This window comes from Kribbella sp. NBC_00482 (assembly GCF_036013725.1).
Classification (GTDB): domain Bacteria; phylum Actinomycetota; class Actinomycetes; order Propionibacteriales; family Kribbellaceae; genus Kribbella.
The window spans coordinates 6843449-6858168 of sequence record NZ_CP107881.1 but is presented as its reverse complement, the minus strand read 5'-3'; the positions used below and the strand labels follow the sequence as shown (position 1 = coordinate 6858168).

Sequence of the window (14720 nt, the reverse complement as noted above, 5' to 3'; positions counted from 1 at the left end):
AGTCGAACTGATTGCACTGATTGCCGACAGAAGGAGCGCTTCGTGCCGAAGACCGACTACGACGAGTTCGCTGAGGCGTACTCCGCGGACAACGAGGTCAATCTGCTCAACGCCCACTACGAGCGGCCGGCGGTGCTGAGCCTCGCTGGTGACGTGGACGGCCGGCGCATCCTCGACGTCGGCTGTGGCTCCGGTCCGCTGTCAGCGGCGCTGCGTGACAAGGGCGCGATTGTGTCCGGCTTCGATCTGAGTGCGGCGACGATCGAACTGGCCCGCCGAAGGCTGGGGGAGGACGCCGACCTGACCGTCGCCGACCTGGCCAAGCCGCTGCCGTACGACGACGCCGCCTTCGATGATGTCGTTGCCTCCCTCGTCCTGCACTACCTGCAGGACTGGACCGAGCCGCTCGCAGAGCTCCGCCGGGTACTGAAGCCGGGTGGACGCCTCATCCTGTCGCTCAACCACCCGATCGCCTACACCGCGCTGAACCCCGACGCCGAGTACTTCGACGTCGCCGAGTACTCCTTCGACGCCGAGCATGCGGGCCGTACGGTCGTCTACACGCTCTGGCACCGGCCGCTTCAGGCGATGTCCGACGCCTTCACGGCGGCAGGTTTCCGCATCTCGGTCCTCAGCGAGCCGCCGATCGACCCGGACACGCCCCGCGAACTGCTTCCGCAGGAACTGAAGGATCTGAACCACCTGCCGAGGTTCATCTGCTTCATCTTCTTCGTCCTCGAGGCCTGCTGAATTCACGATCGGAGCCTCGCGGTGCCATAGGGTTTGGGCCGTGTCTGAAACCGACGTGCTAGTCCTGCGACCAGGTGCGGGTCCGCGCCGCCAGGTCCTCACGATCGCCGCCGTGATCGCCGTGGTCCTCGTTGTCGGCGGCGTTCTGGCCGGCGGCCGGCCCGCCCTGATCACCTGCATCGGCCTCGTCCTGTTGCTGGCCGCAACCATCGCCGTCTATCTGTGGCGCTCCCGGATCGTCGTCACCCCGGCCGACATTTCGGCCCGCGGCCTGACCTTCCACCGCCGTCGCGACCGCGCGCTCGCCGCCTCGGTGATCCGGGCCACGGTGGTACAGCCCGGGGCTGTGTCCGAGACGATCGTCGTACTCGACGCCCGCGAACAAGCCCTGCTGAGCATCAACGGCGCCCTCTACGCGCCCGCCGATCTCGACCGGCTGGTCAGCCACCTCGGCCTGCCCACCGGCGGGCCGAACGGACCGGTCACCACGGCGCAACTGGCCCGCGAGCGGCCCGGCACCGTGAGCTGGGCCGGCCGGCACCCGGTCGCCTTCCCACTCCTGTGCGCCCTCGCCTTCGCCATCACCGCAGTCCTCCTCGGAACCCTGATCGCAGCCCTAACAGGCTCCTAGGATCGCTGCTGTGCAAATGCTGGGGTCATCGATCGCTCCGTCGCGGACGCTCGCCCAGGTGGAGCGCGGCGTGGATCGAGGTTGGCACACCGGCGCCCAGGTCTACGCCTCCGTCAGAGGCCAGGTGCTGATCGATCTCGCGATTGGTGAAGCGCGTCCAGGTGTTCCGATGGCGACCTCGACGATCGTCGAGTGGGCCTCTGCGACCAAACCAATCCCGTGCGTCGGCATCGGACTGTTGTGGGAACGCGGCCTGCTCGACCTCGACGACCCTGTCCATCTCCACATCCCGGAGTTCGCGGCGGCGGGCAAACACCGTGTGACCATCCGGCACTTGCTGACTCATACGGGCGGTCTCACCAGCACCATCGCAGGCGTGGCGCCGCCGGAAGAGATCGTGGCCGACATCTGCGCGGCGCCACTGGCGGATGGGTGGACGCCGGGCGCGCGCTGCGCCTACAACTCGATCGCACTGTGGATCATCTCGGAACTGGTCGCCAGAGTCAGCGGGCGTCGGTTCGGAGAGTTCGTCCGCGAGGAGATCTTCGGTCCGTGCCGCATGGATGACTGCTGGATCGGAATGCCGCCCGATGTCTATCGCGAGCAGCAGGACAGAATCGCGGTGATCCCAGGATTCAGCCCGTCAGGTACGGAAGCTTGGGTGACCTGGGCTCGTCCAACCGGGGGAGCTCATGGTCCGATCGGACAACTGGGCCGGTTCTACGAGGCCTTGCTCAACCGTCGCCTGCTGTCTGTTCCCACCATGGAGGCGATGACGACTCGGCATCTGTGCGGCGTGGAGGATGAATACCTGGGGGAGACCGTTGACCGCGGACTGGGGTTCATGCTCGGCTCGTCCAACCCCGCGCACGGCTACGGAGCGCATGCCTCCCCTCGGGCCTTTGGCCACGGTGGACGGACGTGGAGCGTCGGTTTCGCTGACCCCCCGCAGGACCTGGCCGTCGCCGTGTACTGGAACGGGATGGCGGACGCCGAAACTCACGCTCGGCGGCTTCCGGACCTGCTGAACGCGATCTACCTCGATCTCAACTCAGGATGTTCCGTTGCCGGGTCCGGGTAAATCGATTGCGGTCAGGAGGTTCGGCAGGCTTTCGGGGTGGGCCATGTTCAAGTCCGCGAGTTCGCTGGGCCGGAACCAGCGAAGGTCGTCGTGCTCCTCGGGTGCGGCGTTGACAGGTTCTCCGTCCCAGCGCGTGATGAGGAACGCGTGGACGTCGAGGGTCGGGTCGCTGACCGTCATCGGGACGGGTACAGGGTCGTGGACGTGCACACCGAGTTCTTCGAGGCATTCCCGACCGATCGCTTGGTGAGGCAGTTCCCCCGACTCGACATGTCCGCCGGCGGAGAAGCTCCAAGCGTCGGGATACCACTGACGTGATGGGTGGCGATGCACGAGGAGCACGAGACCGTCGCGCACAAGGACAGCGACTGAAATCGGAATCTGGGCGACCATGCAGCGCACACTAACCGCCGCTTCCGACACTTCACGGAAACGGATCTAGGCCCTGCCTGACAAGGCGTTGAGCACCGCGACCTGTGGGAACGTCGCCGGTGCGCCGTAGCCGTGCTCAGCCAGCCACCGGACCTCCATCAAGCTTCGCAACGACCAGTACGCGCGAATCACGTCGATCTCGATGTCGCCGCCGTAGCCCTCGACCACGTCGTCGAGGTGCTCCTCGTGTGCGCGGGTCAGAGTGGCCAGGTCATACATCGCGTCGCCATGGCCGCCCTCAGACCAGTCGACGACGCCGCTCACCTCGTCACCGTCCACGAACACATGAACGATCTGCAGGTCGCCGTGGATGAACACCGGTGTCCATGGCCACAGCGCCGCTTCCGCGACCTGACGGTTGCGCCTGACAACGTCCGCGGATACGACATCGTTGGCGACGAGCCACTCACACTCCGCGTCGAGCAGCGGCGGAAACTCGATACTCCGACTGCTGCGAGCGGGCTTCTGCTGACATTGGCTGCTGGGCCACGGCGGCGGTGGAGCGTCGTGCAGCGTACGGACGGCGGCACCCGCTGCGACCCACGCCGCCGACGACGCACGCGAAGGCTCTTCAAGCCGGCCGAGCGCCGCTCCAGGAACTGCCGCGATGGCGAGCACGGGCGGCTTGCGCCAGAGGACCTCGGGGGTGGCGATCGGCGCCCTCGCCATGACCTCGACCTCTCGGTCGATGCGCGCCTGATCCGTGTCGACCTTCAGGAACACGCCGCCGACGCGCAGCGTCACGCGCTCCGAGTGCGCGACAACGACTTCGACCTCCCGCATGTCGTCGATCATCGCCGCACGCCACCGACGGCGCAAAGGACATTTGCGGCGGCCGGATGGTCAGCTGGTTGTGAGCCAGGGGCCGACGGGATGCCGGGGCAGGGCTGACTGCGGGTCATCGAGCATCGCCCTGGTTTGCGCGGCGTACTCGCGGCTTGCTCGCCAACATCCCTCCGGCGGTTGCAGTGCGTCGGCGAGTCGGGACCTCATCGCTTCGAGGGTGTCGCGCAGGGATTCGATCACGGCCGCGCCATACCGGGCACGCCAGGTCCGTTCGACCTGGGTCACCCACTCGGCGTAGGCGTCACGCTCCCGCAGCCCTGCTGGGGTCAGGGTGACGACCTTGCCGCGGCCCGTCTCGGCCGGGCGTACGGTGATCATTCCCGACCGTTCCAGTACGCCGAGCGCCGGGACCACCGGCCGCCCGGTCACCCCGGTCCGCTCGGGCAGGTCCCGGACCCGGATCGGGTCGGCACTGAGCGCGGGCAGGTAATTCGCGGCGATCGCCATCGGCAGCGGCGAATCCGACTCGACCTCCCGCGCAAAGGTTTCCAGCGCGGCCGTGAGTGGCTCAGCGATCGAACCTTCCGCGGACGTGCCCGTAACTGCCGCCAGTGAACTTCGGAGCTCACCCATCGCGTCTCGGCCGAAGCGTTCCGTCCACCGATCGTCCGTCGCCCTGATGATCGGCGGCCAGAGTTCCTTGGCGCGGCGACAGACAGCCTTCGGGATGAGCACCGAGGTGCCGCGCAGCCTGCGACTGCTGCCGTACCCGTCCTTCGACGGTCTCCGGACCGGCGCATCTGGCTCCAGTCGCACCTCGACGTACCCCCACCGCTCCACGCCGCCGATCATCGGGAACAGATCCTTCTCGGTCCAGCCCGTCCGCTCGAGCAGCGCGACGACTGTCGTTCCCGGGTCGTCGACGTGACGTAGCAGCGACCAAAACACGACAGGCAGCTTGACCCCGGGGAATCCCGACCGCACTAGTTGTGCCTCGAACTCGTTGTCCAGCTCGATCCGGTACGCGATCAGCGCCTGCGCCACCAACGTCGACAAAGCAGGCTCCAGCTCCACCTCGCCGGGGGCCCTGTCGTTAGTCATACGGCGATGCTAGAAGCAGCCACCGACAGCCGGGTCAGTCTGCTTCGCAGACGTAGAGTTGGAGCGGGGCATCTGTGGTGAGTGGCTCACGGGACCAGTCGCCGAAGCGTTCGACAACCCGGAGACCGCCGAGCGAGAGCAGCACCGGTAGCTCCTGGGGGAAGATGCTCCTGATCTCGAGCGGCGCGACAACGAAGTCGGCCTCGGAATCGGTCGAGAAGTACCACTTCCCGCGAGTCACCTGCGCGGCCGCGTCGTAGATCTCCGCGACATCGACCTGGACTACGCCACGATCGGGATCCACGAACGCCAATGCGTCGCGCCTGCGTCGAACGCCGTCGGCCTGGGCAAGCATGCGCACGCTCGGGTTGAACACGTCGAAGACGAACCGCGCTCCGGGCGCAAGATGCCGTCGCACCGACCGGAAGCAGTCCACCAAGTCCTCGGCCTCATGCAGATGGAGCAATGAATTGGCCGCGATGAACACGAGGTCGAACGTTCGGCCCAGGTCGAACTTGCGCATGTCGCCGTGTACCCACTCCACCTCCACGCCGCGCTCGTCCGCCTTGCGCTGAGCCTCGGCAAGCATGGCCGACGAGAGCTCCAGGCCCATGCACGGATGCCCGTCGGACGCGATCGGGATCAGCTTGTGGCCGGTGCCACACCCGAGTTCCAAGACACACCCGCCGTACCGATCGGCCTCGGCCCTGTAGAAGTCGACGGCCTGCTCGCCTCCGGGGAACAACCGGTCGTACAACCTCGCATCCGAGTAGAACTGCTCGCTCATGAGGCGCACCTTCCTTGCTTGATCTTCCGCAACCTGCCTTCGGCCGACAAGCACCTGGCTATTGTCGCGAGATCACTTGGATGCGCAGCGGATGCAGGTGCGGACCGCTGGACGCGCCCGGAGGCGCTCGTTCGAGATCGGTTGGTTGCAGCGTTCACACGTTGTGTAGGTTCCAGCCGCTAGACGTGCCAAGGCGGCATCGATCTCCGTCAGGGCGTTCCGGGCCTGCTCGGCCAGCGCGCCGAGCTGGGACCGTTCGAACGCGATCGTTGAACCCTCGGGATCGTGTTCGTCGTCGGCGTTGCTGTCGCGCGAGGCAGCCACGACTCTGTCGAAGTCCTCGGTCAGGTTCGCCAGGCGGTCGATCGTCTTCTGCCGCTCACGCTCGAGTTGAGCACGCGGATCGTCCATCCATGAATTCTGAACCAGCGGATCCTTCTCGCACCAACCGTTTGATCAGTCAGCATGGCCCGGCTGATCGGCCGGGGTGTGCTGGTTGTCGCGGTGACCGTGCAGGGAGCCGGCGTGGGCCTTGGCGGTGGGGTCGTTGCGGGTCTTGATCAGGCTGGCGACCACGACGATCGTCAGGATGCCGATGATGACGCCGAGGCTGATCGCGGTGGACACCTCCGGGATCCGGTCGTCGATGTCGACGTGGGCCCAGTGCAGGATCAGCTTGACGCCGATGAAGGCGAGGATGACGGCGAGCCCGGCGGACAGATAGACGAGCCGGTCCAGCAGCCCCTTGACCAGGAAGAACAGCGCCCGCAGGCCGAGCAGCGCGAACGCGTTGGCGGCGAACACGATGAACGCCTCCTCGGTGACGCCGAACACCGCCGGGATCGAGTCGAGCGCGAAGAGCAGATCGACCCCGCCGATCGCGACCAGTACGACGAACAGCGGCGTGACCACCTTGCGGCCGCCGATCCGTGCGGTCAGCTTGCCGCCGACGTAGTCGTCGCTGACCGGCAGCACCCGGCGCGCGGTCTTCACGATGACGTTGTTCTCGACGTCGGGATCCTCGGCGCGATGCCGGAACAACTGCACGGCCGTGTAGAGCAACAGCAGGCCGAACAACAAGAACATGAACGAGAACAGCGACAGCAACGTCGCACCGAGCGCGATGAAGATCGCCCGCATCACCAGCGCCAGCACGATGCCGAAGGTCAGCACCTTGTGCTGGTGCTCCTCGGGTACGGCGAACGTGGTCATGATGATCACGAACACGAACAGGTTGTCGACCGACAGGCTCTTCTCGACGATGTAGCCGGCGAAGTACTCCGCCCCGAACTCACCGCCGTACGCGCTCAGGAACCACAGGCCGAACCCGATCGCCACCAGGACGTAGAAGACCGACCAGGCGGCGGCCTCGCGGAACCCGACCCGGTGCGGCCGGAGCGCGGCGATCAGCAGGTCGGCGGCCAGCAGGACGACGATCAGGCCGATGGTGACGGCCCAGGTGACGGCACTGATCTCGAGCACGCGCTCCTCCAGTTGTTGAGGGCAACCATCCGTTACCGAGCCTAACGACTGAAAACCCGGCTTGACGGTTTCTTGTCGTAACGTTGCCCGACTCTTGTCCTGACGCCCCGCTGTGGCCGCGGCGGCCGCCGTACGATGAAGAACTGTTGCCGGGGAAGGGATTCGGGATGCAGGTGCTGCTGGTCGAGGACGACCCGTCGATCGCCGGTGCGCTCAGCGAGGGGCTGCCGCGGTACGGCTTCAGCGTCGAGCATGTCTGGACCGGGGCCGAGGCGCTGGCCGCGTTCGGCGCGGCCGACCTGGTGCTGCTGGATCTGGGCCTGCCCGATACCGACGGCATCGACGTCTGCCGACGGATCCGGGCGACCAGCGACGTACCGCTGATCATCATCACCGCGCGCTCGGACGAGATCGAGCGAGTGGTCGGGCTTGAACTGGGCGCCGACGACTACGTGTCCAAGCCGTTCGGCCTGCGCGAGCTGGTCGCCCGGATGCGTGCGGTCACCCGCCGAACGGCGCCCCGCGAGAGCGAGCCGAAGCCGGCAGAGAGCGAGACTCAGCAGCTCGGCACGCTCAGGCTGGATCGGGCCGCTCGCAGGGCCTTCGTGGCCGATGTGGAGATCCAGCTCACGCCGAAGGAGTACGACCTGCTCAGCCTGCTGGCGGCGGGCCCTGGGGTCGTGCACACCCGGGAGCAGCTGATCGAGGAGGTCTGGGACAGCAACTGGTTCGGCTCGACCCGCACCCTGGACGTCCATGTCGGTGCCCTGCGCAAGAAACTTGACGGTTCCGTCGAGGTCCACACTGTGCGCGGGGTCGGTTTCCGGCTCGAACCGGTCGAGCGGTGAAGCTTCGGCTGGTCGCGAGCTACGTCCTGCTGGTGGCCGTCGCGCTGGCCCTGTTCACCATCCCGGTCGCGCTGAGCTCGTCGGCCATCCTACGGTCGACGCTGGAGCAGACCGCCCAGCGAGAGGCAAAGTTGTTCGCCCCGCTGGTTCTGCGGAACGACGCGGCCGCCGCGCAGGCGGTGACCGACCGGACGCGAGACTTCCAGAACGCCACTGGGTCGCAGGTCAGGATCTTCAGAGCATCCGATGCCATCACCGATGACCAGGTCCGGCAGGCGCTCGACGGTGCGGATCCGGCGCCGGTCTGGGGTGAGCATCCGTTGCTGGACGCCGGCGCGGTCAGTGTGGTTCTCCCGGTCCGGGACCAGGGCCGCACGGTCGCGGTCGTCCAGATCGTCTCCCCGGCGGCCGAGGTGAACTCCCAAATCGCGCAGATCTGGGAGTTCCGGCTGCTCGTCGGTCTCGCCGTACTGATTGCCGCCTCCGGGGTCGCCGTAGTGATCGCGAGTACGTTGGCCCGGCCGTTGCGGCACCTGGACGCGGTCGCCCGCCGGATCGGGGAGGGCGACTACTCGGTGCGCGCGGAGACCAAGGGGCCGCCCGAGATCGCGACGCTGGCACGCACACTGAACGACAGCGCCCGGCAGACGAACGCGCTGCTGACCTCCCAGCGATCCTTCGTCGCCGACGCCTCCCACCAGTTGCGTACGCCGCTCGCCGCCATCCGACTCACTCTCGACAATGTCCGCGACACCACCGACGACCCGGACGTGAGCCGGCGGATCGCGACCGTGGACGCCGAGATCCACCGGATGAGCCGGATGGTCGAAGGCCTGCTGGCGCTGGCCCGGGCCGAATCGACCGCGGCGCCGCAGTCGATCGACCTGGCCGCGATCATCGATCAGCGGGTCTCGACCTGGTCGGCGGCCTTGGCGGAGACCGGTGTCGAGCTGGTCGTGGATCTCGAGCGGCCGTGCTGGATCACCGCGACGCCGGGGGCGCTGGAGCAGGTCCTCGACAACGTGCTCAGCAACGCGCTCGCGGCGGCGCCGGCGGCCAGCAAGATCACGCTTCGGGCCCGTAGAACAGGGGAGTTGGTGATCAGCGACCAGGGCCCGGGGATGACGGCCGAGCAGCGCAGTCGTGCGTTTGACCGGTTCTGGCGAGCCGGTCCGCCGGGCACGGGGACGGGTCTCGGCCTGGCGATCGTGAAGCAGTTGGTCGAGCACGACGGCGGCCAGGTCGAGCTCCGGGACGCATCTGGCCGAGGCCTTGCGGTGCACGTCGTACTGCGTCCCGCGTCTGCTTCGAAACGCTGACGTAAAGCTGTTGCTGTGCTGGCGTTCCGCTGGCCCGACGTTGCTGCGGGCAACGGCAATCTGGATGGTGTACCGCCCACCGTCCAGAAGGAGCTGCTATGAACCTCAAGACTGCCGCCGCCGGCACCCTGGCCATCGCGATGCTGGCGCTGACCGGGTGCAGTGCCGACGACGATCGCCCGACCCAGCAGGAGATCGCCGGCCTGTTCGACCAGTGGAACGCCGCCCTGGCCGGCGGGAACGCCACCACCGTGGCGGATCTGTATGCGGCGGACGGCGTACTCCTGCCGACGCTGAGTGCCGACGTCCGATCGAACCGGGACGAGATCGAGGAGTACTTCGAGGAGGACTTCCTGCCGAAGAAGCCCCAGGGGACGATCACCGAGTCGCACGTCCGGATCCTCGACGACCAGAACGCCGCGCACAGTGGGAACTACCGGTTCAGCCTGACCGGCAAGGACGGCAGCAAGAGCTCGGTCGATGCCCGATTCACCTATGTCTACGAGAAGGTCGACGGCCGGTGGATGATCGTCGAACACCATTCGTCGGCGGCGCCCGCCTGATCCTGCCGCGACCGGGCCGGAACGGGAGTTGACAGCGGGGGAGCCGTGCCCCGCCTACCGTCCGGCCAGCTCGGCCACCACCGGCGCGAGCGTGTCGGCAAAGTCGGCGCCGATGACGAAATAGGAGAAGCCGATCTCCTCGCGACGTCGTTGGACTTCTTCGGCGGCCGCCGCGGGATCACTCGGAAGAATGAGGAGCGAGTCGGCCGCGCGAAGCACCGCGGTGTCGAGGTTGGGCGGCGCCATGAACGGAGCGACACCGTCACCGACAGCGGCGACGTGCTGGACGAGTTCGATGTCCCGGCCGCCGGCCAACTCGCGGACCCGGTTCGTGGTTTCGGCCCGGTCACTGTCTGGTGAGAGCACGAACGTGACTGCGTCAGCGACTTCGAGCGCCAGCGCCTGCGACTTCGGTCCGCTCACCGCCATGACAACCGGCGTGTGCAGATCGGGGCCGTCAAACGTACGCAGGGTGGCGACGGTCTCGCGCATCCTGGCGCGACGCTCAGCGGGGGAGACGACAGGCAGTCCGAGCTCGACTTCGATCCCGGGTCGCCCGGCGCCAATGCCCATTTCGAAGCGGCCTTCCGTGAGTACTGAGAGTGAGTGCGCCTCCCACGCTGTGCTCCACGGTTCGCGCAGCGCGGCGGCATAGACCCACGAGCCGATCCGCAGGTCAGTGAGGGCGGCCGCGGTCGCCAGCGTGGGGCCGAGCGATGGCTGCCACGTAGGAACGTCGGGCATCAGCAACGTTGAGTAACCACTGTCGGCGATGCGGCGCACGCGATCTCGCCACGTCGGCAGGTCAGACAGGATCGGCGCAACGACCCCGAATCGGAACGGTCTGGTTACTCGCCTGGGCTGGTCGTTCATCGCGGTTCTCCTCGAGTCCGGGACCGTGTTCGGTCCGGTTGCCTTATCCACGAACCCGCCCCCCAGAATCCGACAATCCCGCCAGGAACGTCGAAGCTTCGATTAACGTGGAGACACCCACGAAGACGATGGCTGACGGCGCAGGTGAGGGGGACGGCTATGTACGCAGTGGTCGGTGTATGGGAACTGGATCGAGCCAGGGATGAGGCACAGCAGGCTGCCTTGGAAGGGATCGTTGCCGGCGTGAGCCAGTTGCCCGGCCTGACGAAGGGCTACTGGAGCGACTACGACGACCCGGCGCGGTCACACACGTTCATCGTCTTCGCCGAACTCGATGCGGCGGTGGCCTTCGCGGACAATGTTCGTGGCAACGCCGAGAACCAGAACCGCTCCGGAGTCCGAAACATCAGCTTGGACATCGTGACCGTCAAGGCCACGACCTGAACCATCCGACGTACATCCCCTCCGTTGATTCAGCGCCGATAATGGACATTATGTCAACTAGAAGTCTGCGTACTGCATCAGATGAATCAGGTACGTAGCCGCGGAACCACTACCCCGCACAACGTGGCGGTCATCTGTCGCGTTCGGCGCTGACGATCAGGAAGTTCGGCAGTGCGACGTAGGACTCGATCGCCTCGATTCCGCTGTCTCGTGCGACCTGTGGATCAAGTCTCGGTTCGCACAGTTCAGTCACGCGACACCCGAGACCGACGACCTCGTTGATGTAGGCAGACAGCGGGCGGTGGAAGTCGGGTGCATGGCCCTCTGGCATCTCGTACTCATCCAGGTACCGATCAAGCTGGTAATGACCGTGATCCCGCCACGTTGGGTAGAGATTCTCAAACGCCGGATGGGTGATCGAGAACACGAACCGGCCGCCCGGCTTCAGTGCGCCGACGCACGCCGCCATCGCCGACTGCCAGGCGGGTATGGCGAGCAGCACCATGCTGCAGACCACCGCATCGAACGGCTGACCAACCTCCGGCAACGTCGAGAGATCAGCCTGCACGAACCTGATGCCCTGACGCCGCTCCTGCTCGATCTTCTGAGCGCGCGCCAGCAGCGCGGCAGCCGGCTCCACACCAACGACCTCAGCTCCGCCTTCGGCCAACAGCCGGCTTAAATAGCCTTCGCCACTGCCTGCATCGAGGACTTTCCGACCATCGACGGGCCCCAGCATCCGGAGCAGGTTCCCATTCATCAAGTGGCGCTTGGGAAAGTCGCCCTGATCGTCGTACGCCTCAATCGCGTCAGTCGGCATCGCCGACCACGCTGCGATCGCCTCTGAGTTACTGATCGTGGACATGTGGACACACCTCTCCGACGACAGATGGGCAGGGACAGCCATGTAACCTACCGCCCCGCCGGCCAGCTCTGCATGCGGTTTCACCACCGGGCTGACGACCACCGGACGCCGAATGCGCACGATCTTGATACGCAGAGTGTCGGGTAATTCAATGGACATTGTCCGATCCCCCGCCTACCGCCAACAGCTAGCGACCTGTTCAATCCTTGGCGGCGGTCAGCGTCTTACACGACGCCGACGGGTGGTCGTTGCCCTATGTAGGGTGGCACTTCAAGGGGCTTGGTGGCAACAGATCTGGAAAAATGGAGAATCGCGGGCGGAGTCGCAACCATAATAGGCCTAATAGTAGCCTTAGCGGCCTGGTAATTCCCTGTGACGTCATCATCAACGCCAAGTAATATGCCGACACCTACAACACAGCCGTCGACCCCTAACTGTGTGTTGGGAAAGCCACTGCTGCGTAATAAAGTAATGAAATGGCAAGAGCACGCACAGGCAAGATGCCGAATGACCAGGTTCTGCGCTGGGCGGCCGACGCGGTTGGCGGGACGAGCGTCGTTTCGTCCGAGGGCCTGAGCCGCGGCGAGCACCGCCCTTCGGGCACGTTCCGCCTGGGAATCGAAGGACCGGCGGCCCGGACCAGGGACGTGATCTTGAAGGTCCCTGTCCGGGGATGGATCGCCGCCGCGTGGGTGATCACGAACGCACGCGCGCTTCAGTTGGCCGAGACTCATGGCCTGGCCGCGCCGCGGCTGATCGCTGCGGATCTCGACGGGAAGGCGAGCGGAACCGTCGCCACCCTGGAGACCTTCCTGCCCGGCAGCGCCGGTCTCTCGCCGACGGTTTCGGTCGCCCGGCTCCGCGAAGCGGGAGCGGCCCTTGCCAGGGTCCACGCCTTCAGGCTGGTTCCGCAGGCCCACCTGCCATACCGGCCCCGGCCGTGCGCCGTCGACGACCGCGCCGATGAACGCTGGCGGGGCCTGATGCCGACCACACCTTTGCTGCAGCAGGCCGACGAGCGGGTCAGGTCGCACGGGATGCCGGCCGTCGCGTCGGTGTTCGTGCATGGTGACGCCTGGGGCGGCAACATGCTGTGGGAGGGTGACCGTTGCGTTGCGCTGATCGACTGGAATACAGCCGGGGCTGGTGATCCGGGCGTCGATCTCGGCAGCCTGCGGATGCAGATGACCCTTCAGTACGGCCAGGACGCGCCGTCCCATGTGTTGGAGGGCTGGGAGCGGCAGGCGGGCCGGGAGGCAGTCGGCGTGCCCTACTGGGATGCCGTGGCCGCGCTGAACACGCCGACAGTGATGGACGGTTGGGCGGGATTCGCCGACGACGGTAGCCTCCTGGGCGCCGCTGCCGTCACCGAAAGGCGCGACGCTTTCCTTCGCACCGCTCTCAGTCAGTGGTCATAAAGTGGTCGCGCGTGCCGAAATCGACGCTGCTCTTACTTCACCTAGCTAGCACTGAACCGGCGAAGGTCGACTGCGACAGCTTTGATTACCACGACAATGACGGCGACGTGCTATACCTTGCTTGCGACCACCATGTAGTTCTCGGCCTCAAGGTCGAACGTGCTCACGTCGGTCCGGAGTCCGACCCGGTGCAGTTCGACTTCGAGTTCCTCGTGCCGGTAGGGCCAGCAGGACAGCAGTTCTGAGCGGACAAGAACCATCTCAGTCGCATCAACTTGCGCGATCGCAATCTCGATGTGGTGCTCGTCCTCCCAATGCGGCGCAATCTCCCAGCGGTAGACCACGACGGCATCGCGACCGTTCCGGCGGACGAGTCGGTCACTGATGTCCAGCCGGGAACCTCTGGCCCTCACGAGTTCCCAAGTGCGGGATGTGAGTACCAAGCGCCCGCCAGGGCGCAGAAGGCGTGACATCGACTCCAGAGCAGCACCCCTGCCTGTCGCGCCCGCGGCATGGTGAAGCGAGTTGCCAACGCAGAACACCATGTCGAACGTGCCGTCCTCGAAATGGTCGGGCAACTCTTCCCAGTTCGCCCGCACGGCCCGGACGGATGCCCCGAACTCCTCGGACAACTCTGCCGTCCGACGAACCATCGCTTCGCTGGCGTCAGTTGCGACGACCTGCATGCCACGACCGGCGAGGCCAACCGCCAACTGTCCGGTTCCGCACGAACAGTCGAGGACGTGAGCGTTCGACGGCAGGAGACGGAGGACCTCATCGAACGACGCAGCGAACTCGGCCGGAGGCAACTTTGCATCCGAGATGAGCCATTCGTACACCTCGGCAAGCACGTCATAATCCGTCACAACCACTACCTCCGTCACACGGCAGACTCCCGGCGGGACGTCAGTCCATCAGCGGAGCAAGCCGGGCACCAATGGTTTTCGCAAGGACAACCTGTCCGCGCATGCCGCGGATAGCGCGAGCTGATCCGAGCGTGTCCAGTAGAATCGCCCAGCCGACGACAAACGGGAGTCTCATGCCGATCACCGCGATGCTCGACGTCCACTTCGCTGCCGACCACGTGGTGGACGGGCCGGCCATGTTCACCGAGATCCTCGAGGAAACTCGGGATTTCGCAGGTTGCCTGCGGGTCGACTTGCTCGCAGATATTGCCGACCCTGCACATTACGTTGCCTATGAACTCTGGGAGTCGAACGAGCACGATCTCGCCTATCGTGCGTGGCGACAGGGCGACGGGGCAACAAAGTTGCGCGACGTCCTGGACCGTGATCCTGTTCTCACGAAGTTTGAGACTGCCGTTCCGAAACCTGGTTGAC

18 protein-coding genes are annotated in these 14720 nt (G+C 66.0%); 9 read left to right on the top strand and 9 right to left on the bottom strand.

Annotation, left to right across the window (positions count from 1 at the left end; genetic code table 11):
- The first annotated feature begins 42 nt into the window (after positions 1–42).
- From OHB24_RS33275 to OHB24_RS33265, 3 genes are read left to right on the top strand one after another with little or no spacing between them, the layout of a single operon-like run.
- Positions 43–750, top strand: coding sequence for a class I SAM-dependent methyltransferase (locus OHB24_RS33275; RefSeq protein WP_327634848.1), 708 nt, complete (start codon positions 43–45; stop codon positions 748–750).
- A gap of 40 nt (positions 751–790) precedes the next feature.
- Complete coding sequence (locus tag OHB24_RS33270) at positions 791–1381, top strand: hypothetical protein (protein ID WP_327634847.1); 591 nt, start codon at positions 791–793, stop codon at positions 1379–1381.
- A 58-nt stretch (positions 1382–1439) separates the two neighbouring features.
- A complete protein-coding gene (locus OHB24_RS33265) occupies positions 1440–2462 on the top strand; it encodes a serine hydrolase domain-containing protein (protein ID WP_327634846.1) in 1023 nt (340 codons plus the stop codon).
- Here the strand turns inward: OHB24_RS33265 and OHB24_RS33260 are convergent.
- The 6 genes from OHB24_RS33260 to OHB24_RS33235 form a co-directional block, all read right to left on the bottom strand.
- The gene (locus OHB24_RS33260; RefSeq protein WP_327634845.1) at positions 2433–2855 is read right to left on the bottom strand and encodes an NUDIX domain-containing protein; all 423 of its coding nucleotides are present in this window, start codon (positions 2853–2855) and stop codon (positions 2433–2435) included. The two genes, OHB24_RS33265 and OHB24_RS33260, sit on opposite strands and share 30 nt — an antisense overlap.
- Positions 2856–2900: 45 nt before the next feature.
- Positions 2901–3689, bottom strand: coding sequence for a phosphotransferase (locus OHB24_RS33255; protein WP_327634844.1), 789 nt, complete (start codon positions 3687–3689; stop codon positions 2901–2903).
- Positions 3690–3737: 48 nt separating this feature from the next.
- The gene (locus tag OHB24_RS33250) at positions 3738–4781 is read right to left on the bottom strand and encodes a MarR family winged helix-turn-helix transcriptional regulator (RefSeq protein ID WP_327634843.1); all 1044 of its coding nucleotides are present in this window, start codon (positions 4779–4781) and stop codon (positions 3738–3740) included.
- Positions 4782–4815: 34 nt separating this feature from the next.
- Positions 4816–5568: a class I SAM-dependent methyltransferase gene (locus tag OHB24_RS33245; protein WP_327634842.1), complete on the bottom strand. Its 753-nt coding sequence runs from the start codon at positions 5566–5568 to the stop codon at positions 4816–4818.
- A 72-nt stretch (positions 5569–5640) separates the two neighbouring features.
- Positions 5641–5979, bottom strand: coding sequence for a TraR/DksA family transcriptional regulator (locus OHB24_RS33240; protein WP_327634841.1), 339 nt, complete (start codon positions 5977–5979; stop codon positions 5641–5643).
- Positions 5980–6024: 45 nt separating this feature from the next.
- Positions 6025–7050 carry a TerC/Alx family metal homeostasis membrane protein gene (locus OHB24_RS33235; protein ID WP_327634840.1) on the bottom strand — a complete coding sequence of 342 codons (1026 nt, stop codon included), beginning with the start codon at positions 7048–7050 and terminating at the stop codon, positions 6025–6027.
- Positions 7051–7217: 167 nt separating this feature from the next.
- On the opposite strand from OHB24_RS33235, the gene OHB24_RS33230 reads away from it, so the two are divergent.
- The 3 genes from OHB24_RS33230 to OHB24_RS33220 all read left to right on the top strand — a co-directional run bounded on the left by OHB24_RS33230 (position 7218) and on the right by OHB24_RS33220 (position 9780).
- Positions 7218–7898: a response regulator transcription factor gene (locus OHB24_RS33230; RefSeq protein WP_327634839.1), complete on the top strand. Its 681-nt coding sequence runs from the start codon at positions 7218–7220 to the stop codon at positions 7896–7898.
- Positions 7895–9217 carry a sensor histidine kinase gene (locus OHB24_RS33225; RefSeq protein ID WP_327634838.1) on the top strand — a complete coding sequence of 441 codons (1323 nt, stop codon included), beginning with the start codon at positions 7895–7897 and terminating at the stop codon, positions 9215–9217. Before OHB24_RS33230 ends, OHB24_RS33225 begins: the two co-directional genes overlap by 4 nt.
- 98 nt (positions 9218–9315) lie before the next feature.
- Complete coding sequence (locus tag OHB24_RS33220) at positions 9316–9780, top strand: SgcJ/EcaC family oxidoreductase (RefSeq protein ID WP_327634837.1); 465 nt, start codon at positions 9316–9318, stop codon at positions 9778–9780.
- Between the two features lie 54 nt (positions 9781–9834).
- Here the strand turns inward: OHB24_RS33220 and OHB24_RS33215 are convergent, their stop codons facing one another.
- Positions 9835–10653 (bottom strand): LLM class flavin-dependent oxidoreductase, encoded by an 819-nt coding sequence (locus OHB24_RS33215; protein WP_327634836.1) that lies wholly within the window; start codon positions 10651–10653, stop codon positions 9835–9837.
- A gap of 243 nt (positions 10654–10896) precedes the next feature.
- Between OHB24_RS33215 and OHB24_RS33210 the strand changes: the two genes are divergently transcribed.
- Entirely contained in the window at positions 10897–11097 is a 201-nt protein-coding gene (locus OHB24_RS33210) for a hypothetical protein (RefSeq protein ID WP_327634835.1), read from the top strand.
- A gap of 130 nt (positions 11098–11227) precedes the next feature.
- Here OHB24_RS33210 and OHB24_RS33205 read toward each other — a convergent pair whose 3' ends face one another.
- The gene (locus tag OHB24_RS33205; RefSeq protein WP_327634834.1) at positions 11228–12121 is read right to left on the bottom strand and encodes a class I SAM-dependent methyltransferase; all 894 of its coding nucleotides are present in this window, start codon (positions 12119–12121) and stop codon (positions 11228–11230) included.
- Positions 12122–12438: 317 nt separating this feature from the next.
- Here OHB24_RS33205 and OHB24_RS33200 point away from each other — a divergent pair, with 317 nt between their 5' ends.
- Complete coding sequence (locus OHB24_RS33200) at positions 12439–13380, top strand: aminoglycoside phosphotransferase family protein (protein WP_327634833.1); 942 nt, start codon at positions 12439–12441, stop codon at positions 13378–13380.
- A gap of 110 nt (positions 13381–13490) precedes the next feature.
- On the opposite strand, the gene OHB24_RS33195 is transcribed toward OHB24_RS33200, so the two are convergent.
- Positions 13491–14264 (bottom strand): class I SAM-dependent methyltransferase, encoded by a 774-nt coding sequence (locus OHB24_RS33195; RefSeq protein WP_327634832.1) that lies wholly within the window; start codon positions 14262–14264, stop codon positions 13491–13493.
- 155 nt (positions 14265–14419) lie between these two features.
- Between OHB24_RS33195 and OHB24_RS33190 the strand changes: the two genes are divergently transcribed.
- Positions 14420–14719: a putative quinol monooxygenase gene (locus OHB24_RS33190; protein ID WP_327634831.1), complete on the top strand. Its 300-nt coding sequence runs from the start codon at positions 14420–14422 to the stop codon at positions 14717–14719.
- Position 14720: the final 1 nt, after the last annotated feature.